Here is a 21,524-nt window from a genome sequence, read left to right as displayed (position 1 = left end):
GACAATCGATTTCCTGAAGGAAACATTCAGATGTCCAAACCCAAAGTTCTCATTTCCGACGCGCTATCTCCCGCAGCCGTCCAGATCTTCAAAGATCGCGGCATCGAGGTCGACTTTCAGCCCAATCTCGGCAAGGACAAGGACAAGCTCGCCGAGATCATCGGCAATTACGACGGCCTGGCGATCCGCTCCGCGACGAAGGCGACCGCGAAGATCATCGACAAGGCGAAGAAGCTCAAGGTGATCGGCCGCGCCGGCATCGGCGTCGACAACGTCGAGATTCCCGCGGCGACCGCCAAGGGCATCATCGTGATGAACACGCCGTTCGGCAATTCGATCACGACCGCTGAACACGCGATCACCTTGATGCTGGCGCTGGCGCGTGAAATTCCGCAGGCCGACGCCTCGACCCAGGCCGGCAAGTGGGAGAAGAACCGCTTCATGGGCGTCGAGATCACCGGCAAGACCTTAGGGGTGGTCGGCTGCGGCAACATCGGCTCGATCGCTGCCGACCGCGCGCTCGGCCTGAAAATGAAGGTGGTCGCGTTCGATCCGTTCCTGTCGCCGGAGCGCGCCAAGGATATCGGCGTCGAGAAGGTCGAGCTCGACGAACTGTTCAGGCGCGCCGACTTCATCACGCTGCACACGCCGCTGACCGAGAAGACCAGGAACATCATCGACGCGGCGGCGCTCGCGAAGATGAAGAAGGGCGTGCGCATCATCAACTGCGCGCGCGGCGGTTTGGTCGACGAGCAGGCGTTGCTCGATGCGCTGAATTCCAAGCATGTCGCTGGCGCCGCCTTCGACGTCTTCGTCGAGGAGCCCGCCACCAAGAACGTGCTGTTCGGCCATCCCAACGTGATCTGTACGCCGCATCTCGGCGCCTCCACCACCGAAGCGCAGGAGAACGTCGCGCTGCAGGTCGCCGAGCAGATGTCGGACTATCTTCTCACCGGCGCGATCTCGAACGCGGTGAACTTCCCATCGATCACGGCGGAGGAAGCGCCGAAGCTGAAGCCGTTCATCGAGCTCGCCGAAAAGCTCGGCTCGTTCGCCGGCCAGCTCACCGAGAGCGGCATCCTGAAGACGGAGATCACCTATGAGGGACACGTCGCCGAGATGAAGATCAAGGCGATCACCTCGGCGGTGCTGTCGGGTCTGCTGCGCCCGATGCTGGGCGAGGTCAACGTGGTCTCCGCGCCGGTCGTCGCGAAGGAGCGCGGCATGGTGGTCGACGAGATCGTACGGGCGGCGCAGAGTGATTACGAAAGCCTGATCACGGTGACCGTCACCACCGAACGGCAGGAGCGTTCCGTTTCCGGCACCGTCTATCACGACGGCAAGCCGCGGCTGGTCGACATCAAGGGCATCCGGGTCGATGCCGAGTTCGGCAAGTCGATGATCTATGTCACCAACGAGGACAAGCCCGGCTTCATCGGCAGCTTCGCCAGCCTGCTCGGCGACGCCAAGATCAACATCGCCACCTTCCATCTCGGCCGCGTCAAGCAGGGCGGCGACGCCATCGCGCTGGTCGAGATCGACGGCCCCGTGCCGGCCGACGTGCTTGCCAAGGTGCAAGCGCTGCCGCAGGTGAAGCAGGCCAAGGCGCTGGCGTTTTAAAGCGCGCATCCCCTTCCTTCTTCCGGGGAAGGTGCTTCGCCGCGGTGCTGCCGCGGCGAAATCCCGATCGAACCGATTGCTTCCTCGCCGCGTCTCATGACTGGGAGTGGTGGGCGTCGTTTGTCCGCCGCCATCCGGCGGGCGGTTCAGGAGGGTATCCATGCGATTGATTGCGAACAGCTTTTTGACGACGAGCCTCGTCGTTCTGACGGCGCTTGCCGCCGGTGAGGCGCAGGCCGCCGACATCGCCGCGAGCTCGGCGGTCGACGCTGTCACCGTCTATCCCGACGGCGCCAGCGTAACGCGCCTCGTCACGCTCGATCTGCCGGCCGGTGAAAATTCCGCTGTTCTCAAGGATTTTCCGCTCACGCTCGACCCCACGTCGCTGCGGGTCGAGGGTGAGGCCGGTGCAAAGCTCGCGATCGGCGCGATCGACGCCAAGCCGCCGCGCGCGGCGCCGCCGGTCAACTTGCCCGAACTCGACAAGCGCATCGAGGCGCTGAAGGACGAGCGCGTCAACCTGCAGGGCGCGATCGATGCGGCGAGAGCGCGGCGCAAATTCGCCGAGCGATTTGCGGATATCGCGCCGGTTGGGATCGGCGACAAGGGCGAGGCGCGGCCGATATCCGAATGGCGCGCGGCCTTTGCCGCGGTCGGCGAGGAAGTCGCCAGCACCGAGGCCGCGATCCGCGATGCCGAGCGCAAGCAGCGCGACCTCGACCGTGAAATCGCGCGCCTCGAGCAGGACAAGGCCCAGAAGCCGCCGAGCAAGCTGGAAGTGCGGATCGAGCTCGCAGCGGCTGCCGCGACCAGGGCGACGCTGCGGGTGACCTATGCGGTGCGCAGTGCGCGCTGGACGCCGCTCTATGATGCCCGTCTCGATACCGGCGCAAAAGACCGCAAGCCCGCGCTCGAACTGGTGCGCCGCGCCGAAATCACGCAGGCCACCGGCGAGGACTGGTCCAATGTCGCGCTCAGTGTCTCCACCGTGCGCACGGCGCGCGGCGGCAGCGCGCCCGAACTCAATCCGCTGATCGTGCAGTATCCGCAACCGCCGCGGCCTCAGGCGTCCGTCAGCGGTGCGATAGATAATAGGTTCCGCTCGGCGCAGGCGCCTGCCGCTAAGGTGGCGGAATCCCTCGCCGAACGTGCCGACGAACAGCAGGCCACGGCTGATGTCAGCGGCTTCCAGGTGGTGTTCAAAATTCCCGGCCGCGTCAGCCTCGGTGCCAGCGAAGGCGCCAAGAGCCTGCGCGTCTCTAGCGTAACGCTCGCGCCCGATCTCGCGGTCCGCGCTGCGCCGGTGAAGGACCCGACCGCGTTCCTCGAAGCGAACTTCAAGCAGAACGAGGACGCGCCGCTATTGCCGGGACGCGTCTCGATCTACCGCGACGGCGTCTTTGTCGGCCGCGGGCAGATGGCCGCCGCGGCCAAGGACGAGACCGTGCAGCTCGGCTTCGGCGCCGACGACAAGATCAAGATCGAACGCGCGGTTCTCAAGCGCAACGAGGGATCGGCCGGCCTGATCGTGACGACCTCGAAGACCGATGAGCGCGCGTTCAAGACCGCCGTGCGCAACGGCCATGATTTCCCGATCCGGATTGCGATCGTGGACCAGTTGCCGGTCAGCGAGAATGAGGAGATCCAGGTCGAAATGCTGCCGTCCACGACGCCGCCGACCGCAAGCAACATCCGCGACAGACGCGGCGTGCTGGAATGGGCGTTCGAGGCCAAGCCGGGCGAGGTGAGGGATATCAACTTCGCGTGGCGCATACGCTGGCCCAAGGACAAGGGCGTGGTGATGGTGCCGGCGGGCTGAGGCTGTCTGGCCGCGAAAGGGGCCGTCATTGCGAGCGAAGCGAAGCAATCCATATCTCCGCGCGGGGATAGATGGATTGCTTCGTCGCTTTTGCTCCTCGCAATGAAGGGGAGGCTTCGTCTTACTTCGCCTTCAAGAATTCCGCCACCTCCAGCAGCACGAACTCGTTGTCGTCGGCCTTGTTGGGATCGCGGCTCGACGAGAATGGCAGATTGTTGTCGTTGCCAACGATGATGTGCGTCTCGTCGACGCGCTCGACGTTCTCGATGGTGAAGAACGGAAAGGTCAGCACGCCATCATTGAGCGGTTTGCGCGCCTTCTTGTCGGGATCCTTGATCTTCATCAGGTCGACATAGGCGACCTTGCGCACCGGCTTGCCGACATTGGCGTCGGAGAGCTCGATCTTGTAGACGCGCTTGAATTTGGCGAGGTCCGCAAAGCAGTTCTCGCCGCGCTGACCGGCCGGGCAGGCCTTGTCGGCGGTGCCTTCGCCATTGTCGCGCTCGATGATCAGGCCGTTTGAGGCGTTGATCATGTTGAAATCGCCGATGGCGTGGCCGTTCTGCTCGAACACATAGTGCCAATAGCGGCCGGTGAATTTCTCGGTCGCGACGTCGAATTCGAGGATCCGCGCGGCCTCCTTGCCGTCGACCTTTTCAAAGTCCTTCTTCTCGGCATCCCACAGCGGGCCCTCCAGCAGGCCATAGAGGAACTTGCCGTCCTTCGAGCCGGCAAAACCTTCATAGCCCTTGGAACGGCGGAGGTTGACGGTGGTGTAGCTCGCGCCTGGAGCGGCAGGCGACTGCACCGACCAATGATCGGGCGAGCGCACCGGCTTGCCGTCGGCGGTTGTTTCGAACACCGCCAGGACCTTGCCGGTCTTGTCGGCCTTCAGCACATAGGGCCCGAACTCGTCGCCGATCCAGAAGGTGTCGCCGATGATCTGAAAACCTTCGGTGTCGAAATCGGCGCCGGTAAGATAGCGCTTGGCGGTGTCCTCATGGAGGATGCGGAACGACACCTTCTTGTCGGGATCGTGCAGGAAGACGGTTTCCTGTCGCTCGATCTTGCCGCTCGCCCAGTCGATCTTGTGCCGGTTCAGATACAGCATGGAGTCGGCCGAGTTGTAGCGCGAGCCCATGCCGTTGTCGGTGAGCACCCAGAACGAGCCGTCCGGCATCACCTTGATGCCGGAATGGCCCTGCAGCGGCTGGCCCTTGAACGGCAGCGAAACGCCGGTCGGGCGTTCGTAGGACTTGCCCATCACGGTGCCCGCGGCGTCGACGCGGCGGCCGGTGGTGTATTTGCCTGATGTCTTGAGATCGTCTGGCGCATCAGCGGGCGCGTCGATAAAGGTCTGCGCCGGCAGCACGGCGTGGCCCTTCAGCGTGGCGGGAAACTCGCCTTCACCTTGAGCGAAGGCGGCGCCGGCCAGAAACATGGACGCGACGGAGCAGAGCAATGACACGCGCATGGCGGATCTCCTGTTGAATGGCGATGCGGTGTGACTTGCGCAGCGGCTGTTACAACCGGCTGACAGTTTTGTGAAAGCCGCGTAACGGCGTTGGATAAGGCTGCGGTTTCGGTGTTACTGCGCCGCAGCCGGCCGCATGGTTTGCGGCAGCAGGAACGGCACGCCGGCGTCGGTATAGTCGATCTTCACGTCGACCTCAAAAATCCGGCGGATGGTCTCGGCCGTGATCGCATCGCTGCGGCCGCCATCGACGGCGAGCTTACCCCGATGCAACAGCACGATGCGGTCGGCGAACCGCATGGCGAGATTGAGGTCATGCAGCACGGCGATAACGGCCGTGCCGTTCTGCGCGCGCCGCTTCGCCGTCTCCACCAGGTCGATCTGGTGGCGCATGTCGAGGCTCGAGGTCGGCTCGTCCAGCAGCAAGAGCCCCGGCCCATGCTGCGTCTCGCCGCAGGCGAGCTGCACCAGCACGCGGGCGAAATGCGCGCGCTGCTGTTCGCCGCCCGAGAGCGTCGGTAATTGCCGTTGGCTGAAATGCGCCAGATCGACCTCGCCGAGTGCCGCATCGACCAGCCGCTGCGCGGCGGCGCGGCCGGCGTCACCCGCGCCCATATGGACGATCTCCTCGACCGTGAACGGGAAGGTGACGTTGACATGCTGCGACAGCATCGCGCGGTGGAAGGCGAGAAGGCGCGGCGGATAGCTTTGGATGTCGCGCTGCTTCAGGCTGATCTGGCCGCGCGTCGGGCGGAGATCGCCTGACAGCATCCGCAGCAGCGTCGATTTGCCGGCGCCGTTGGGGCCGACAATCGCGACCATCTCGCCGGGGGCAACGCAAAGATCGATGCCATCGACCAGCGTGGCGCCGCCAACGACCATTGAAACCGACTGCGCTTCGAGAACGGCGGTCATAGCGAAACCAGCCCGCGCTGGCGGAGCAGCATCGCCAGAAAGAACGGCGCACCGATTGCTGCGGTCAGGATGCCGATCGGCATTTCCGCGGGCGCCACGATGGTGCGGGCCAGCGTATCGGCGCCCACCAGCAGCACCGCGCCCAGCAGCATGGAAGCGGGTAACAGCAACCGGTGCGCCGGCCCGATCACCAGCCGCAACAGATGCGGCACCACGATGCCGATAAAGCCGACGACGCCGCAGACCGAAACGGCCACGCCCGTCATCGCCGACACCAGCACGATCGAAATCCGCTTCAGTCGTTCGACATCGACACCGCTATGGAACGCCTCGGCCTCGCCCAGCACCAGCACGTCGAGTCCACGCGCGATCGAGAGGCAGGCGATCGCGGCACATCCCAGCACCGGCGCCAGCGTGGCGAGCTTGGGCCAGGTCGCGCCACTCAGCGAGCCCAATAGCCAGAACGTGATGTCGCGCAACTGGCGATCGTCGGCGATGAACACGAGAAGGCCGATGCCGGCATTGGCGATCGCGGCAATGGCAATGCCGGCCAGCAGGAAAATCGCGATCGACGTCCGCCCGGAGCGGCTCGCGATCGAATAAAGGATGACGGTGGTCGCGAGCGAACCGGCGAACGCCGCGATCGGCAGCAACTGATGCTGCATGAAGCGGAAGTTCTGGCCGATCTGGCTGTCGGTGAAGACGATCGCAGCCGCCGCCGCCAGCGCGCCGCCGGAAGAAACGCCGACCAGTGCGGGGTCGGCGAGGGGGTTGCGGAACAGCCCCTGCATGATGGCGCCCGATGCCGCGAGCAGCGCGCCGATCATCGCGGCCGCGCCGATCCGTGGAATCCGGATCGACCACAGCACGAGCTGGTCGCGCGCGAGGCTTGGACCCGCCCCAGCGTCACCCCACAGGCCGAGTGCGGCCGGCAGCCGCGCCAGCGGAATGCCGGCAGCGCCTACCGTCAGCGCGATCAGCGCCGCACCGGCCAGCGCGGCGAACAGGCAGATGAGAGTCAGCGAGGCGGGAGGGCGCAACGCGTATCCGCTGCGGCGCTTGGCGCTACCCTCGGTCAGAACGGTCATTTCCGGCAATCGGCGGTGAGTGCCGCAGGCTTGAATTTCTCGGCCTGCGGCGCCAGCGCCGGATAGAGCTTGATCGAGAGATCGCGGGCGGCGGCCGCCGTGCGCGGCCCGAAGCCGAGCAGATAGAGGCCTTCCATCGAGATGAAGGCCTTGTTGGCCGCAGCCGGCGTCAGCGCGAAGGCCGGATGGACGTACACGGCTTCGGCGTCCAGCGAGTCCTTGCCGCGCTGGATCGAGAGCACGACGTCGGGCTTCGCCGCGACGATCGCCTCGTCGTTGATGGGTTTGTAACCTTCGTAGCCGTCGATGGCGTTGATGCCGCCGGCAAGCGCGATGATCTCGTTCGCTGCGGTGTTCTTTCCGGCGGCCATCGCCCGGCCATTCAACAGCGACATCACGAACATCACGCGCACCGGCTTCGTCACTTTGGCGCGTAGCTCGCGCAATTGCGTCAGGTCGTCCGACACCGCCGCAGTCAGGCATTCGGCGCGCTTGTCCGCGTCCATGGCGTGGCCGACCAGCTTAATCTTGTCGAGCAGGCCGGCTTCCGAAAACGTGTCCGGCACCAGCACCAGCGGCACCTTGGCGGCTTCCAGCACGTCGATGGTTTCCTTCGGCCCGGAGCCTTGCGCTGCCAGCACCAGGGAGGGGTTGAGCCCGAGCACGCCCTCGGCCGAAAGCTGGCGCATGTAGCCGACATCCGGCTTCTCGCGCGCCGCGGCCGGATAGAGGCTGGTCGAGTCGACGCCGACGAGACGGTCCTCGAAACCGAGCGCATAAAGAATTTCCGTGATCGCGCCGCCGATCGAGACGGTCCGCGCGGGGTCTGCGATGGTGACGTCGCGATCACGGGCATCATGCACCGTAACGCCCGCAGCGAGCGCGACGCCGCCGAGCAGGAAACAGCCCGCGGCGGCCGACACTGCGAGCGTGCGACAAACTGTCATTTCCGGTTCACCAGGTAAGTCACTTCGTCAGGATCAGCTTGTTCTGCGACGTCAGCCGCAGACGGTAATGCTCCTCGCCATGCGCGATGATGATTTCGCGCTCGGTGGCGAACAGTTCGCGGCTGTCGATCCGGTTGCCGCTGATGGCAAGCGATCTGGTGGAGGCGGGATTGCCGGCTTGCGTCCGGGCGGCTCCGAGCTTGTCTCCTGTTGTCGCGGACATTTTGTGCTTTGGTGCCCCGAAAAATTCAATCGATCCACGCTTGTATAGTTGGGCGCGCCCGCAATCCAACCGCTGCACTTTACAATTGATATAAAGTGCCTGATGCGGTTCTTGACCGCCCGGGAACCGCCACGTAACCAAGCATGATGCGATGTTGGCACAATGCCTGCATCCTGAATGTGGCAGCCAGCAAGCAGCTCGCAAGTTACGCGTAGCGCCCGCCAGCCAGACCCAAAAGAACAGATATCGGGGCTGGGGTTGTATGGCTGACGGGGCTAGGATTTCGCGCGCCCTCTTGTTGGGCGCGTCGGTGTTTTCAATTGCATTGCTGGTCGGGGAAGCCGGCAACGCGCAGACGGCGGGTACGCAGGCTGCAAGCGGCGCGTCCGAGCGGCAGAAGCAGTCGCGGCGCAAGCCGGCGAAGCCGCCGCAGGAGCAGCAGGCAACGGCGCCGGCGATGAATGCGCGGGCGCAGATTGGAGCCGCGCCGGTGCAGTCGCTCGATACGATTACGGCGGTAGCGACCAAGACCGAGGAGCGCGCCATCGACGCATTGGCTCCTGTCAGCGTGGTGACGCTGGAGCAGATCCAGGGGCGCCAAGCCAGCACGCTCGGCGGTCTCCTCTACAACATTCCCGGTGTCTGGGTGCAGGATCGCGGCGACGAGCCGTCGACCTCGATCAACATTCGCGGCCTGCAGGATTTCGGTCGCGTCGCCGTCGTCGTCGATGGTGCGCGGCAGAACTATCAGCGGACCGGCCACTTCGCGAACGGCTCTTTCTTCCTCAACCCGGAACTGGTCAGCAGCATCGACATCGTGCGCGGTCCGACGGCCAACATCTACGGTTCGGGCGCGATCGGTGGCGTGGCGTCGTTCCGCACCAAGGACATCGAAGACGTCGTGCGTCCGGGCGAGCGTTGGGGTGTGGACGCCAAAACCATTCTCGGAACGAACTATGGCCGTGCCTTGGGCTCGGTCTTTGGCGGTGTTCACGTCAATCCGAATGTCGATGTGTTCGCCGGCGGCACCTACAGCACGCAGGAAAGCTACAAGGACGGCACTGGTTTTGAAGTCGCCAATACCGGAAACCGGCTTACCGCCGGCCTCGCCAAGGTGACGGTACGTCCTGCTGACGGACACGAAGTCAAGCTGGGCACGATATTCCAAGAAGACCTTTACAACGTGGGGCAGCCGCCGCGGCGCGCCGGCGATCCCAACTCCACCAATCCGAACGGGACCAATAACCTCGACGGCACGTCGATCTATCATACCGACGTGAAGAACTACACGACGACGCTCGGCTGGAAGTATTCGCAACCGGACGACAAGGTCTTCGACTGGGATGCGAAGGTCTATTGGAATCGCACGGAAAACGATCAGATCAAGACGTTCCACACCAGCACGACTCCCACCGCCTTTTGCGGCGGCGTGCCGGGCAATCCGGTCTCCGGCTGCATCGGCGACAACCGCGGTTACCTGCTCGATACGGTCGGTTTCGACGCGCACAACACCTCGCGCTTCGAGTATGCGGATTGGCACCATGCGGTCACCTACGGCGCCGATGCGTTCCAGGACAACGTGAAGACTGCCGACCGGCGCGGTACATCGGATGTCACGACTCCAGGCGGAAGGCGTACGGTGTCCGGCGGGTTTGTGCAGTGGAAGGCAACATACAGCGACCTGCTGGAGACGATCAGCGCCCTTCGCTACGACAACTACAGCCTGGAGTCGGGGGCGACATCATCAGGGGGCGATCGGCTGTCGCCGAAGATCACGGTCGCCTTGATGCCGGTGGCGGTGGTGACGCCCTATGCCAGTTATGCAGAAGGCTACCGCGCGCCGTCGATCACGGAGACGCTGGTCAACGGTCCGCATGCCGGCGCTACGGCCTCTAGTTCATTCTTCCGTTGTCCGTCAGGTACGCCGGGCCCGGGAGCCGACTCGACCTTCTGTTTCCTGCCTAATCCGAACCTGCGTCCCGAGGTCGGCAAGAACAAGGAAATCGGATTCAATATCCGAAAGAACGATCTGTTCATCGCCGGCGACAGCTTCCGCGGCAAGATCAACTTCTTCCGAAACGATATCACCGATTTCATCGACCAGGTTGCCTTCGGTACGCCGCACCCGATCTTCCGCGCGCTGCCCTTCCTTCAGTATCAGAACGTCGCCTCGGCGCGAATCCAGGGCTTCGAGGCCGAGACGATGTATGACGCCGGCCTCTGGTACGCAGGCATCTCCGGCTCCTTCCAGGACGGCAAGAACCTGCAGACCGGGTTTGGACTGTACACAGTGCCGCCGCAGAAGATCACGACGACGGCCGGTGTTCGGCTGCTCGACAGGACGCTCATTCTTTCCATGCTGTGGACGTCGGCGATCGCAAACAGGAACCTTCCTCCGACCTACACGCCGGCAACGTCGTACGACCTCGTCAACCTGTATCTGCAGTACCAGCCCACGCGGGACCTCACGTTTAATTTCTCAGTCGAGAACCTTCTCAACCAGTACTATCGTCCGTATGCCATTCCGGTCGGGAGCACGGGCGACACGCAGAACGACGTTAAATGGGCCAGCGCCGGTGCTGGAATCGTCTTCAAGGGCGGCCTCAGATATCATTTCGGAGGAACCTGACACGAAGAATCCAAGGGTCTCGCGTGAGACCATCACCTCCAAACGCACCGGGCCGCGCTGATGCTCCAGCGCGGCTTCGGTGCATCCATGTTTCCAACAAACCCAAACGGTACGCTAGGCGCACCCCAGCAACTAAGCCAAGGAGATTTCAAATGTTTATCGCGATGAACCGGTTCCAGGTGAAGATTGGCTCTGAAGCGGCCTTCGAGAATGTCTGGCGCTCGCGCGAGTCCTATCTCAGCAACATGGCCGGCTTCGTCGAGTTTCACCTGCTCAAGGGACCCGTCGCCGAGGATCACACGCTGTATTCGTCGCACACGGTCTGGGTCGACAAGGCGGCCTTCGAAGCCTGGACCCGTTCGGAAGAGTTCCGCCGCGCGCATGCCCGCGCCGACAATCAGACCGGCGAAAGCCTCTACCTCGGCCACCCCAAGTTCGAAGGGTTCGAGGTGATCCTGAGCGAGCGCAAATCCAGCGCCGCCGCGTAAGGGAGGCTGCGATGCTGAGCACGGACCTTGCCGACCTCAAGGCCTATATGGCGGAGAATCCGGGTGCGGTGATCGAGGACGTGGCGCGGGAGCGCAAGGTCACGCCGCGCGCCGTGCTTGAGGCACTCCCTGGCACGATGATGCGCCTCGGCCCCGGCGGTGAGTTCGCCGCCGCGATGAAAGACGTCGCGCAATGGGGCGAGGTGACGCTGATCGTTCACACCGACGATGCGATCTTCGAGTTCACCGGCGCCATCCCGGCAGGCGAGATCGGCCGCGGTTACTTCAACCTGATGCAGCCGAAGGGACTGCACGGCCACCTCCGGCACGAGCGCTGCGGAGCCATCGCTTTTGTCGAGCGGCCCTTCATGGGCAAGTCGTCGGCCTTCATCGCGTTCATCAATGTCGACGGCGGCATCATGTTCAAGGTGTTCGTCGGCCGCGACGAGCAGCGCGCGCTGCGCAGCGACCAGTTGCAGCGCTTTCATGCGTTGGCGGAAAGGATCGCGCCTGCCCGCGCGGCATAACCGATCCGCATTGTCAGCCTGGGAGACGATGATGCAGCGAACGATGCTGAACGTTATGATCCGCTGGTGTGGCGTTGCCGGCGTGGCTGGAATGCCGGGCGCGGCGCTCGCCGCCACCGACGTTGCGCTGCTGCCGCGCAACCTGTCGCCCTGGAACATGTTCGTGAATGCGGACGTCGTGGTGCAGGCGGTTATGGTGGGCTTGGCCTTCGCCTCGCTGGTGACGTGGACGATCTGGCTGGCCAAGACCATCGAAATCCGCCGCAAGACCGCGACCGCCAAACGGCGCCTCGGCATGCTGGAAACCGATACGGTGCTGGCCAAGGCCGAGCAGGAAACCCGCGGCGGCAACGATGCGGTGGCGCAGATCATCCAGTCCGCCGCCCGCGAAGCCAGCCTCTCCGGCGGACATTTCGACGACGGCCTCAAGGAACGCGTCGCGCTGCGGCTGGAGCGGGTCGAGGCGGCGATGTCCAGGCAGATCGCCCGCGGCACCGGCGTGCTCGCCACCATCGGCGCCACCGCGCCGTTCGTCGGCCTGTTCGGCACGGTCTGGGGCATCATGAATTCCTTCATCGGCATTTCCGAAGCCAAGACCACCAATCTCGCGGTGGTCGCGCCCGGCATTGCGGAGGCATTGCTCGCGACCGCGCTCGGTCTGGTCGCGGCGATCCCGGCGGTCGTGATCTACAACCATCTCACCCGCACGATTTCAGCCCATCGTGCGCTGCTCGGTGATGCCTCGGCGCTGGTGCTGCTCCTGATCAGCCGCGAGGGCGACCGCGGTTCGTTCCGCCTGGCGCGCGCTGCGGAGTAGCCAATGGGCGCGAAGCTTGGACATGTTGTCGGCGGACGGGCGCGCAGCGGCAGCGACGATCTTGCCGAGAATCACGAGATCAACGTCACGCCGTTCATCGACGTAATGCTGGTGCTGCTGATCATCTTCATGGTCGCAGCCCCGCTCGCAACTGTCGATCTCGGCGTCGATCTCCCGGCCAGCGCGGTCGAGCCGTCGCCGCGCCCGGACAAGCCGGTGTTCGTCACCGTGAAGCCGGACCTGTCGGTTGCGGTCGGCGAGGACGTCATTGCGCGCGATGCGCTGACCTCTACGCTCGATAGCGCCACGCGGGGGAAAAAGGACGAGCGGATCTTTCTGCGCGCCGACAAGGCGGTCAGCTATGGCGACCTGATGGAGGTGATGAACCTCTTGCGCAACGCCGGCTATCTCAAGATCGCGCTGGTCGGCCTCGACGGCCGCACTTGACCGCCATGAACGCGTTCGCCCTGCATGATGTCTCCGATCAGGCCGTCGTCCGGCGCTGGGGAGTTTCGGCGATGGCAATCGTTGCCGCGCATGCCGCGCTAATCGCATTGACCATGAACTGGTACACCCAGCGGCCGGCGCCGGGCGTGGCGATGCCCGCCATCATGGTCGATCTGGCGCCCATCACGTCGTCGCCAGAGGCGGCACCGATGGACATGATGCCGGGACCTGAGATGCAGCAGGCGGACGCGTCGCCGCCCGAGCCAGCGGCCGCAGAGGCCGTGCCGGAGCAGATCGCGCCGACACCGCCGCAGGAGGAGCCGGAAGTCGTTGCGCCGCCGGAGCAGAAGCAGCAGCTGACGCCGGAAAAGCCCGAGCCAGCGAAGATGGTCCCCGAGCAGAAGCCGGTACCGGTGAAGCCGAAAATCGTCCGGCCAGACGCCAAGAAGCCTTCGGAGGCACCACCGGCGCCGCGTACCAGCGCGCCGCCGCGCGCCGAGCGTCAGGCGCCTGCCGCATCGGCGATCAGCGTGGGTGCCTCTGCTTCAGCGATGGCGACCTACACGCAGCGGGTCCGCGCGCATCTTTTGCGCTTCCATAAATATCCATCCGGCGGCAACGGCCAGCGCGGCGTCGTCAGGCTGTCCTTCACGCTGGGCCGCGGCGGTCAGGTACTATCGAGCCGCGTCGGCGGCTCTTCGGGAGTTCCTGCGTTCGATGCGCTGGCCATGGCATTGGTTCGCCAGGCTCAGCCATTCCCTGCATTTCCGCCCGAGATTGCTTACGGGTCGATGCCCATTAACGTGCCGGTGGAGTTCAGACCCAACTAGGATGGGACCGCACGCGGCGATGTTACTCCTTCACCGCGCCCGTCAGCGACGACACGTAATAATCCACGAACAGCGAATAGAACAGCGCGACCGGCAGCGAGCCGAGCAGCGAGCCCGCCATCAACGCGCCCCACTGGTAGACGTCGCCGGTGACGAGCTCGGTCAGGATCGCGACCGGCACCGTCTTGTTGGCGCCGCTCTGGATGAAGGCGAGTGCGTAGATGAATTCGTTCCACGACAGCGTGAAGGAGAAGATGCCGGCCGAGATCAGGCCGGGCACGGCGAGCGGCAGCGTGATCCGGCGCAGGATTTGCAGCCTGGTGGCGCCATCGACCAGTGCGCATTCCTCGAGCTCATAGGGGATCGACTTGAAATAGCCGATCAATAGCCAGGTGCAGAACGGCACCAGGAAGGTCGGATACACCAGGATCAGCGCCATCGGTGAGTCGAACAGGCCGAACTGCACGATCACGGTGGCTAGCGGAATGAACAGGATCGAGGGCGGCACCAGATAGGCGAGATAGATGCCGAGGCCCACATAGGGGCTGCCGCGGAAGCGCAAGCGCTCGATCGCGTAAGCCGCGAGCGTCGAAGCGAACAGCGACAGGAAGGTGGAGCCGATCGCCACGAACATCGTGGTCTTGAGCCAGGTCGGATAGGCGGTGTCGAACAGCAGATGCTTGATATGCGCCAGCGTCGGCGAGGAGATCCAGAACGGATTGTGCTGCTTGTAGTTCAACAGCTCCGCGTTCGGCTTGAACGAGGTGATCGCCATCCAGTAGAACGGAAACAGCAGGATCAGCACGAAGCAGGCCAGCGGCAGGTAGATCATCATCACCCGCCGCGCGCGGGAATCCCACGCCATGGTGTCCGGCGTGGCGCTGGCGGCGTTGGTGGATTGGGCAGCTACGTCAGTCATTGGCTTCTCCCTGCTGCCATTTGCGGCGCGCCAGGCCGAAGTAGCTGAACAACGTCGCGAACACGAGGAACGGGATCATCGAGACCGCGATCGCTGCACCCTCGCCAAGCTCGCCGCCGGCGATGCCGCGCTGGAACGCCAGCGTCGCCAGCAGGTGCGTGGAATTGACCGGACCGCCGCGGGTGATGGCATAGACGAGCTGGAAGTCGGTAAAAGTGAAGATGATCGAGAACGTCATCACGATCGCCAGAATCGGCATCATCATCGGGAGGGTGATGTAGCGGAAGCGCTGCAAGGCGGTGGCGCCGTCCAGCATCGCGGCTTCATAGAGCGAGGGTGAGATGGTCTGCAGGCCCGCCAGGAGCGAGATCGCCACGAACGGAATGCCGCGCCAGATGTTGGCGGCGATCAGCGAGAAGCGCGCCGGCCAGGGCGTGCCGAGGAAGTCGATGTTGGTCGAGCGGATGTGCAGCACATCGACCAGCAGATAGGAGATGATCGAGAACTGCGGATCGTAGATCCACCAGAACGCCAGCGCCGACAGCACCGTCGGCACGATCCACGGCAACAGCACGATGGCGCGCAACAGGCTCTTGAGCGGGAAGTGGTTGTTGAGCAGGAGCGCCAGCCAGAAGCCGAGCGCGAATTTCCCGAAGGTCGCGATCGCCGTGTAGAACACACTGTAGAACACCGCGCCCCACCACAAGGGATCGGTCCACAGATACTGGAAATTCTCCAGGCCAATGAAGATGCCGCGCTGGCCGATCGTGGTGTCGGTGAAGGCGAGCCAGACGCCGAGGCCGAGCGGGTAGGTGAGGAACACCGTCAACAGCCCGATCGCCGGCGCAAGGCACATCACGATCAGGAACGGCTTGTAGTCGAACAGGCGCGCGATCCAGCCCGGTTGCCGAAGCGCGATGCCGCGCGATGGTAGAGTGGTTACGGACATTGAATGCTTATCCACCGTCGTCATTGCGAGGAGCGAAGCGACGAAGCAATCCATTCTTCCTTTGTGGCGCTATGGATTGCGTCGCTTCGCTCGCAATGACGGTTAATCAGGATCTACGGTTCTGCGGCTTACCGCCCCTGGCGCCGGAAGTACCGCTTCGCACGCTGCTCCGCCTCCGCGGCGGCGGCCTCCGGCGTCTGGGCACCTGTCGCGACCGCGGCGCACATCTGGATCAGTACGTAGTCGGCGCTGACCGCACCGGTTGCGGTCGAAATCGGCCCCTTGTAGCCATCGTAATAGGTGCTCTGCATGGTGTTCTTGAAGATCGAGACCTTGGGGTCGCTGGACCAGACCGCGGCATCGGCATAGGCGGCAAGCGGCTGCGACCAGTAGCCGGAGTTGGCGTTGAGCCACGGCTCGTACTGTTCCTTTTCCATCATGAATTGCAGGAACGCCTTTGCGGCATTGGGATAGGGGCTGTGCTTGAACAGCATCGCGTTCAGCGTCAGGCCGGCCATCGGCGATACCTTGGCGAGGCCCTTCGGCAGCAGTTGATGCTCGCTGTCCTCGGCAATCGCCTTGGTCGCCGGATCGTTCTTCAGCGAGAAGTACAGCGAGACGCCGTTGGCGGTCAGCGAGATTTCCTGCGAGGAGTAGGCGCGGTTGTTGCTGACGTCGTTCCACGATGACGTGCCGGCGATGAAGGTCGGGTACAGTGCCTTGACCCACTTCAGCGCTTCGATGGTCTCCTTGCTGTTGATGATGATATTACCCTCTTCATCGAGCAGCGAAGCGTTGTGCGACCACAGCGCCCAGTTGGCAAAACCGTTGCCGTCGCCCTTGGCATTGCCCAACGCGAAGCCGGCCGGCTTGCCGGCCTTGTGCAGCTTCTGGCAAAGGTCCACAAATCCGACACTGTCTTCCGGGACCTTGTCGTAGCCGATCGATTGCAGCACCGATTTTCGGTAGATCAGCGGGCCGGCAGTAGCGCCGAACGGCAATCCGATCCATTTGTCGCTCTTGCTGCGCTTGCCGTACGTCTGCGCCAGCGGCAGCCAGCCGCCATAGCGCTTGCCGAGATAATCGGTGACGTCGTTCAGTTCGACCAGCTTGTCGACATAGATGTGCGGCGCATCGGAGAAGCCGATGATGATATCCGGGCCGGCGCCGGAATTCGAGGTCACCGCGGTCTGCTGGCTGATGTCTTCCCAGCCGACGAAGTCGACCTTGACCTCGATGCCGGTTTCCTTGGAGAATTTGGCCGCGTTGGCGCGGAACACGTCCTCGTCGGCTTGCACGAAGCGCACCGGGCGCAGCATGCGCAAGGATGCGCCTTTTTCGATTGCGAACTTGGGGGGCGGGACGTCGGCAGCTTTGATTGGCGATGTGGTCTGCGCCGAAGCGCCGGTCACGGCCAGAGCCGCGGCCGAAGCGCCCAAAGCCAACGCATCGCGACGGGTGATGTCGTTCCTCATGGTGCTCTCCCTGTATCGGTTCCCGGCGTTGAATCGCCGGTGAACCTTGTCGTTCAAAACATTTTTTGCCGTGTTAGCTGTTCGGGCCGCGATCCATGCTGACAGGCTGCCAGCGGCGGAGCGAGGTGTTTTGCAGCACCGACGGATTGACGCAGCTTACCGGCCACATCCCCTGCAGGACCAGTGACAATTCGTAGCCCACGCGGCGCTTGCGCGCCTCGTCAAAACGTGCCGATGCCGAGGCGACATGGGCAGTCAGGGTGACGTTTTCCATCGAAAGTATCGGATTGTTGTGCGACGGCGGCTCCTTTTCCAGCACGTCGAGGGCGGCGTGCGCAATCCAGCCCTCCTGCAGCGCCTTGATCAGCGCTTCCTCGTCCACCGTGGCGCCGCGGCCGGTATTGATGAAGATGGCGGAATTTTTCATCTGACGGAAATGCTTCTCGGTCAGCATGTGGTGCACCTCCGGCCGGGCCGGCGCATGCATCGAGACGAAGTCCGACTGTTGCAGCACCTCCGACAGCGTCGCCGGCATCACGCCGTGGTCGTACATCAGCGTTTCCTGGATGAACGGGTCATAGGCCATCATGCGCAGGCCGAAGGGCGCGGCGCGCTTGGCAACGGCGCGGGCCACCCGGCCGAACGAGATGAAGCCGAGCGTCTGGCCCATCAGCCGCGGGATCTTCAACAGCGCAGGCCGGCCCTCGGACCAGCGGCCGGTGCGCGCCATCTTGTCCTGCTCGACCAGCCGCCGAAAGCCCGCCAGCAGCAGCATCATGGCGTGGTCGGCGACCTCTTCAATGAAGGTGTCGGGAATGTTGGTGACGGGAATGCCGCGGGCGGTGGCGGCCTTGACGTCGACACTGTCGACGCCGACGCTGCCGAGCGTGATCACCTTGCAATTTTCGAGCGCGTCGATGACGGCTTTGGTAATCGGCATGCCCTTGGCGTAAATCGCGTCTGCGGTTTTTGCGGCGGCGATGAATTCCGTCTCGTTGGCCGGCGCCTCGATGATTTCGGCCCCGATCGGATCGAGCGCTTCCATCTCATAGTCATAGCCGCCGCCGGCGACCGTGAAGCTCGCGCCCTTCGGCGTCACCACCCTGAATTTCGGCATTTCCTGCTCCCGATTTTATTTTTCGGTGTTGGTTTGAGGCGGCGGGCGCCGCCACTTTCATCGTTGACGTACTTTTCACCTTTTACGCGACTTGACTTGCTTCCGCTACAATCGCCAGTTGCCGCTTGATCGGCTGCACCGCGTTCTGCCGGATTTCCGCTGGCCTTCGTAACAAAGCGCTAAAGGGTCTCACGATATTGTGCGCCGAATCAATCGGCCAATCGCGTGCCACGCGCCTATTTTCCGGAGATCCCCGTGAAGCTGACCAATCTCAAGATCACCCCCAAACTCGGCATTCTGGTGGGCGTGACCCTGCTTGGCCTCTGCGCCGCCGGTGCGCTCGCGGGCTATTTGATGCAGCGTGAGATGCTCAATGCGCGGATCGAGCAGACCAAGGCGATTGTCGACATGGCGCGCAACATGGCGCTCGGCCTGCAGAAGCAGGTTGCCGCCGGCCAGATGACCAAGGAGGCGGCGATTGCCGAGTTCAGCAAGCGCGGCAATACGCTGACCTTCGACAATGGCAACGGCTACGTGTTTGCCTACACGATGGATGGCGTCGCCGTGCTGGCCCCGGTTCCCAGCCAGATCGGCCAGAACCGTATGGACATCGACACCGGTGGTCGAAAGCTGGTGCGTGAGTTGCGCGACGGCATCGCGGCGAACGGCGAAATCATGCTGCGCTATGAATTCCGTAAACCCGGACAAGACGAGTTGATCCGCAAATTCTCCTACGCGGTTCCGATCCCCGGCTGGAACATGTTCATCGGCACCGGCGCCTATCTCGACGACCTCGACGCCAAAATGAAGCCGATCGCGGCCGTGCTCGGGTTTGCCATTCTCGGCATCGCGCTGGTTGCCGGCAGCATCGCCTGGATGATCGGCCGCAGCATCAGTAAGCCGCTCGGTCAACTCGGCGCCCGCATGCAGGACCTCGCCGAGGGCCGGCTCGACGGTGAAATTCCCGGCATCGGCCGCGGCGATGAGATCGGTGCGATGGCCGCGACCGTGCAGATCTTCAAGGACAACGCGGTGCGCATCCGCGGGCTCGAGCAGAAGGAAGCCGAGGTGCAGGCGCGCGCCGAGGCCGAACGGCGGGCGGCGATGGAAAGCATCGCCAGCGACTTCGAACGCAGCGTGACCGGCATCGTCCGCTCGGTTTCGACGGCGGCCGCCGGCATGCAGAGCACGGCGCAATCCATGACCACGACCGCCAGCGACGCCAGCGCACGCGCGGCGACCGTCGGCGCGGCGTCGCAGCGTTCGTCCGACAATGTCGGCACGGTGGCATCCGCCGCCGAAGAGCTCTCCAGCTCGGTTACTGAAATTTCCCGCCAGGTGACGCGCTCCAGCGAGATCGCCGCCAAGGCGGTCAGCGACGCCGAGCGTACCAACGCCACCGTCGGCGCGCTCTCGACCGGCGCCGAGAAGATCGGCGAAGTGGTCAAGCTGATCCACTCGATCGCTGCCCAAACCAACCTGCTTGCGCTAAACGCCACCATCGAAGCGGCGCGCGCCGGCGATTCCGGGCGCGGCTTTGCGGTGGTGGCGTCGGAAGTGAAGGCGCTTGCCAACCAGACTGCGAAGGCGACCGAGGAAATCTCCTCGCAGGTCGCGGCCATGCAGGCGTCCACCAGCGAAGCCGTGGCGTCGATCGGCGGCATCACCGAAACCATTGCGCAGATGAGCGAGATCACCGTCTCGATCTCGACCGCCGTCGAGCAGCAGGGCGGCGCCACCCGCGAAATCGCCCGCAACATTCAGTCGGTGGCGGCCGGATCGAACGAGATCTCGGCCCATATCGGCGGCGTCAGTACAGCGGCAGCCGCAACCGGCAAGGCAGCATCCGAAGTGCTGGCGAGCGCCCGCGAACTCGACACCCAGTCCGGCATGCTGCGCAGCGCGGTGGACGAGTTCTTGGGCAAGGTGCGCGTGGCGTAACTGTCATGCCCCGCGAAGACGGGGCATCCAGTAGGCCGCGGCGTCAGCGATCAATCGCGAACAACGCGGCGTACTGGATCGTCCGCCTTCGCGAACGATGACGACTTTATGAGTGGCAGAATGGTGGGCACGCTTCGCGTTGCCCACCCTACACAATGCGGCAGCAGCCCTACTGCTTCTCGATTCCCGCGCCCTCAATCAGCTTCTCCCACACCTTGAGCTGCTCCTTCACGAAGGTGTCGAACTCCTCGGGCGTGCCGGAGAACGCCTCCATGCCGCGCTCGGCGAGCTGGCTCTTGATGTCGGGGCGCTCGACGACCTTGCGGATCTCCGCGTTCAGCCTGGTGACGATATCCTTCGGCATGCCGGCGGGGCCGAAATAGCCTTGCCACGAGGTGATGTCGAAACCCTTCACCGTGTCGTTCATGGTCGGGAGATCGGGCAACAATGCCGAGCGCTGCTTGGTGGTGACCGCGAGCGCCTTCAGCGCCTTGGCGTTGACGTGGGGCAGGCCAGTCGGGACGTCGATGAACATCATGGAGACGCGGCCAGCGATCAGATCGGTCAAGGCGGGCGGCGAGCTCTTGTAGGGGACGTGAAGCAGATCGATGCCAGCGAGGCGGGCAAACGTTGCGCCGGAGACGATCGCAGCCGAGCTGCCGCTGGCATAGGAGTATTTGCCCGGCTCCTTCTTCGCCAGCGCAATCAGTTCGGCCACCGAGTTCGCCGGAATGTCCGGGTGGATCACCAGCATGAAGGGCAGATCGCCGCTGCGCGCGATCGGCGTGAAGTCCTTGACCGGGTCGTAGGTCATGTTCTTCATCAAATAGGGATTTGCCGAATGCGGTGTGTTGGTCGACACCATCAGCGTGTAGCCGTCCGGCGCGGAGCGGGCGACCTGGCTCGCCGCGATCGAGCCGTTGGCACCTGGCTTGTTTTCGATCACGATGCCGGCGCCGAGCGCGGTGCCGAGCTCCTTCGAAATGATGCGCGTGGTGGTATCGGTGCCGCTGCCAGCCGCGAACGGCAGCACCAGCGTGATGTTGCGGTTCGGATAGGGCGCCTGCGCGGCAGCCGTGGCGATCATCGCCAGCATCAGGGGAGCCGCTGCGGCGACAGGCCGATACCGCTTCAATAACGCGAACATATAGTTGTTTCCTCGGTTGTTGTTCTGAAATGGCCGCAAGCTAGCCTGCCGAAGGACAAAGTGGAAGCCCGCAGGACGCTACGCCGGATGCCGTGCCCCGGGCGCAGTGCGGCACCACAAGCGCGTTTACGCGCGTCTTCGACGCGCTATCG

Annotated in this window: 19 protein-coding genes; 9 read left to right on the top strand and 10 right to left on the bottom strand. The window is 64.0% G+C overall.

Annotated elements, in window-relative coordinates; genetic code table 11:
• Nucleotides 1-30 precede the first annotated feature (30 nt).
• Both serA and V1278_RS32585 read left to right on the top strand, forming a co-directional pair.
• Nucleotides 31-1,620 (top strand): phosphoglycerate dehydrogenase, encoded by a 1,590-nt coding sequence (serA, locus tag V1278_RS32590; RefSeq protein WP_334383566.1) that lies wholly within the window; start codon nucleotides 31-33, stop codon nucleotides 1,618-1,620.
• 160 nt (nucleotides 1,621-1,780) lie between these two features.
• Nucleotides 1,781-3,439 (top strand): mucoidy inhibitor MuiA family protein, encoded by a 1,659-nt coding sequence (locus tag V1278_RS32585; RefSeq protein WP_334383565.1) that lies wholly within the window; start codon nucleotides 1,781-1,783, stop codon nucleotides 3,437-3,439.
• A gap of 121 nt (nucleotides 3,440-3,560) precedes the next feature.
• On the opposite strand, the gene V1278_RS32580 is transcribed toward V1278_RS32585, so the two are convergent.
• The 5 genes from V1278_RS32580 to V1278_RS32560 form a co-directional block, all read right to left on the bottom strand.
• Nucleotides 3,561-4,913, bottom strand: coding sequence for an esterase-like activity of phytase family protein (locus tag V1278_RS32580; protein ID WP_334383564.1), 1,353 nt, complete (start codon nucleotides 4,911-4,913; stop codon nucleotides 3,561-3,563).
• A 114-nt stretch (nucleotides 4,914-5,027) separates the two neighbouring features.
• The gene (locus V1278_RS32575; RefSeq protein WP_334366846.1) at nucleotides 5,028-5,828 is read right to left on the bottom strand and encodes a heme ABC transporter ATP-binding protein; all 801 of its coding nucleotides are present in this window, start codon (nucleotides 5,826-5,828) and stop codon (nucleotides 5,028-5,030) included.
• Complete coding sequence (locus tag V1278_RS32570; RefSeq protein ID WP_334383563.1) at nucleotides 5,825-6,916, bottom strand: FecCD family ABC transporter permease; 1,092 nt, start codon at nucleotides 6,914-6,916, stop codon at nucleotides 5,825-5,827. Before V1278_RS32570 ends, V1278_RS32575 begins: the two co-directional genes overlap by 4 nt.
• On the bottom strand, nucleotides 6,913-7,863 hold the full coding sequence (locus tag V1278_RS32565) for a heme/hemin ABC transporter substrate-binding protein (RefSeq protein WP_334383562.1): 951 nt from the start codon (nucleotides 7,861-7,863) through the stop codon (nucleotides 6,913-6,915). The genes V1278_RS32570 and V1278_RS32565 overlap by 4 nt, the downstream gene beginning before the upstream one ends.
• Before the next feature lie 19 nt (nucleotides 7,864-7,882).
• Entirely contained in the window at nucleotides 7,883-8,086 is a 204-nt protein-coding gene (locus V1278_RS32560) for a hemin uptake protein HemP (protein WP_334366849.1), read from the bottom strand.
• Nucleotides 8,087-8,348: 262 nt separating this feature from the next.
• Here V1278_RS32560 and V1278_RS32555 point away from each other — a divergent pair, with 262 nt between their 5' ends.
• The 6 genes from V1278_RS32555 to V1278_RS32530 all read left to right on the top strand — a co-directional run bounded on the left by V1278_RS32555 (nucleotide 8,349) and on the right by V1278_RS32530 (nucleotide 13,824).
• Entirely contained in the window at nucleotides 8,349-10,715 is a 2,367-nt protein-coding gene (locus V1278_RS32555; RefSeq protein WP_334383561.1) for a TonB-dependent hemoglobin/transferrin/lactoferrin family receptor, read from the top strand.
• Between the two features lie 152 nt (nucleotides 10,716-10,867).
• The gene (locus V1278_RS32550) at nucleotides 10,868-11,203 is read left to right on the top strand and encodes an antibiotic biosynthesis monooxygenase family protein (protein ID WP_334366851.1); all 336 of its coding nucleotides are present in this window, start codon (nucleotides 10,868-10,870) and stop codon (nucleotides 11,201-11,203) included.
• An 11-nt stretch (nucleotides 11,204-11,214) separates the two neighbouring features.
• Nucleotides 11,215-11,730: a heme utilization cystosolic carrier protein HutX gene (gene hutX, locus V1278_RS32545; protein WP_334383560.1), complete on the top strand. Its 516-nt coding sequence runs from the start codon at nucleotides 11,215-11,217 to the stop codon at nucleotides 11,728-11,730.
• A 55-nt stretch (nucleotides 11,731-11,785) separates the two neighbouring features.
• On the top strand, nucleotides 11,786-12,547 hold the full coding sequence (gene exbB / locus V1278_RS32540) for a tonB-system energizer ExbB (RefSeq protein ID WP_442893805.1): 762 nt from the start codon (nucleotides 11,786-11,788) through the stop codon (nucleotides 12,545-12,547).
• 3 nt (nucleotides 12,548-12,550) lie between these two features.
• A complete protein-coding gene (gene exbD / locus V1278_RS32535) occupies nucleotides 12,551-12,994 on the top strand; it encodes a TonB system transport protein ExbD (RefSeq protein WP_334383559.1) in 444 nt (147 codons plus the stop codon).
• Nucleotides 12,995-12,999: 5 nt separating this feature from the next.
• Nucleotides 13,000-13,824 carry an energy transducer TonB gene (locus tag V1278_RS32530; protein ID WP_334383558.1) on the top strand — a complete coding sequence of 275 codons (825 nt, stop codon included), beginning with the start codon at nucleotides 13,000-13,002 and terminating at the stop codon, nucleotides 13,822-13,824.
• Nucleotides 13,825-13,846: 22 nt separating this feature from the next.
• Here V1278_RS32530 and V1278_RS32525 read toward each other — a convergent pair whose 3' ends face one another.
• The 4 genes from V1278_RS32525 to V1278_RS32510 form a co-directional block, all read right to left on the bottom strand.
• Entirely contained in the window at nucleotides 13,847-14,743 is an 897-nt protein-coding gene (locus V1278_RS32525; RefSeq protein WP_057842177.1) for a carbohydrate ABC transporter permease, read from the bottom strand.
• The gene (locus V1278_RS32520) at nucleotides 14,736-15,692 is read right to left on the bottom strand and encodes a carbohydrate ABC transporter permease (RefSeq protein ID WP_334383557.1); all 957 of its coding nucleotides are present in this window, start codon (nucleotides 15,690-15,692) and stop codon (nucleotides 14,736-14,738) included. Before V1278_RS32520 ends, V1278_RS32525 begins: the two co-directional genes overlap by 8 nt.
• A 128-nt stretch (nucleotides 15,693-15,820) precedes the next feature.
• Nucleotides 15,821-17,167, bottom strand: a complete 1,347-nt coding sequence (locus V1278_RS32515; protein ID WP_334383556.1) for an ABC transporter substrate-binding protein — start codon at nucleotides 17,165-17,167, stop codon at nucleotides 15,821-15,823.
• Nucleotides 17,168-17,240: 73 nt separating this feature from the next.
• Nucleotides 17,241-18,284, bottom strand: a complete 1,044-nt coding sequence (locus tag V1278_RS32510; RefSeq protein ID WP_334383555.1) for a C-terminal binding protein — start codon at nucleotides 18,282-18,284, stop codon at nucleotides 17,241-17,243.
• A 255-nt stretch (nucleotides 18,285-18,539) separates the two neighbouring features.
• Between V1278_RS32510 and V1278_RS32505 the strand changes: the two genes are divergently transcribed.
• Nucleotides 18,540-20,225 (top strand): methyl-accepting chemotaxis protein, encoded by a 1,686-nt coding sequence (locus tag V1278_RS32505; protein ID WP_334383554.1) that lies wholly within the window; start codon nucleotides 18,540-18,542, stop codon nucleotides 20,223-20,225.
• 169 nt (nucleotides 20,226-20,394) lie between these two features.
• Here V1278_RS32505 and V1278_RS32500 read toward each other — a convergent pair whose 3' ends face one another.
• Entirely contained in the window at nucleotides 20,395-21,321 is a 927-nt protein-coding gene (locus V1278_RS32500; RefSeq protein WP_442894417.1) for a Bug family tripartite tricarboxylate transporter substrate binding protein, read from the bottom strand.
• Nucleotides 21,322-21,524 lie beyond the last annotated feature (203 nt).

The sequence above is a fragment of the Bradyrhizobium sp. AZCC 1577 genome (assembly GCF_036924575.1).
Classification (GTDB): Bacteria; Pseudomonadota; Alphaproteobacteria; order Rhizobiales; family Xanthobacteraceae; genus Bradyrhizobium.
Note: the sequence above shows the minus strand (reverse complement) of the source record. Positions and strands in the feature narration are given on the sequence as shown.

Coding starts and splice junctions, on each gene's coding strand:
- serA (WP_334383566.1), top strand. CDS start 31: ATGTCCAAACCCAAAGTTCTCATTTCCGACGCGCTATCTCCCGCAGCC.
- V1278_RS32585 (WP_334383565.1), top strand. CDS start 1,781: ATGCGATTGATTGCGAACAGCTTTTTGACGACGAGCCTCGTCGTTCTG.
- V1278_RS32580 (WP_334383564.1), bottom strand. CDS start 4,913: ATGCGCGTGTCATTGCTCTGCTCCGTCGCGTCCATGTTTCTGGCCGGC.
- V1278_RS32575 (WP_334366846.1), bottom strand. CDS start 5,828: ATGACCGCCGTTCTCGAAGCGCAGTCGGTTTCAATGGTCGTTGGCGGC.
- V1278_RS32570 (WP_334383563.1), bottom strand. CDS start 6,916: ATGACCGTTCTGACCGAGGGTAGCGCCAAGCGCCGCAGCGGATACGCG.
- V1278_RS32565 (WP_334383562.1), bottom strand. CDS start 7,863: ATGACAGTTTGTCGCACGCTCGCAGTGTCGGCCGCCGCGGGCTGTTTC.
- V1278_RS32560 (WP_334366849.1), bottom strand. CDS start 8,086: ATGTCCGCGACAACAGGAGACAAGCTCGGAGCCGCCCGGACGCAAGCC.
- V1278_RS32555 (WP_334383561.1), top strand. CDS start 8,349: ATGGCTGACGGGGCTAGGATTTCGCGCGCCCTCTTGTTGGGCGCGTCG.
- V1278_RS32550 (WP_334366851.1), top strand. CDS start 10,868: ATGTTTATCGCGATGAACCGGTTCCAGGTGAAGATTGGCTCTGAAGCG.
- hutX (WP_334383560.1), top strand. CDS start 11,215: ATGCTGAGCACGGACCTTGCCGACCTCAAGGCCTATATGGCGGAGAAT.
- exbB (WP_442893805.1), top strand. CDS start 11,786: ATGATCCGCTGGTGTGGCGTTGCCGGCGTGGCTGGAATGCCGGGCGCG.
- exbD (WP_334383559.1), top strand. CDS start 12,551: ATGGGCGCGAAGCTTGGACATGTTGTCGGCGGACGGGCGCGCAGCGGC.
- V1278_RS32530 (WP_334383558.1), top strand. CDS start 13,000: ATGAACGCGTTCGCCCTGCATGATGTCTCCGATCAGGCCGTCGTCCGG.
- V1278_RS32525 (WP_057842177.1), bottom strand. CDS start 14,743: ATGACTGACGTAGCTGCCCAATCCACCAACGCCGCCAGCGCCACGCCG.
- V1278_RS32520 (WP_334383557.1), bottom strand. CDS start 15,692: ATGTCCGTAACCACTCTACCATCGCGCGGCATCGCGCTTCGGCAACCG.
- V1278_RS32515 (WP_334383556.1), bottom strand. CDS start 17,167: ATGAGGAACGACATCACCCGTCGCGATGCGTTGGCTTTGGGCGCTTCG.
- V1278_RS32510 (WP_334383555.1), bottom strand. CDS start 18,284: ATGCCGAAATTCAGGGTGGTGACGCCGAAGGGCGCGAGCTTCACGGTC.
- V1278_RS32500 (WP_442894417.1), bottom strand. CDS start 21,321: ATGCTGGCGATGATCGCCACGGCTGCCGCGCAGGCGCCCTATCCGAAC.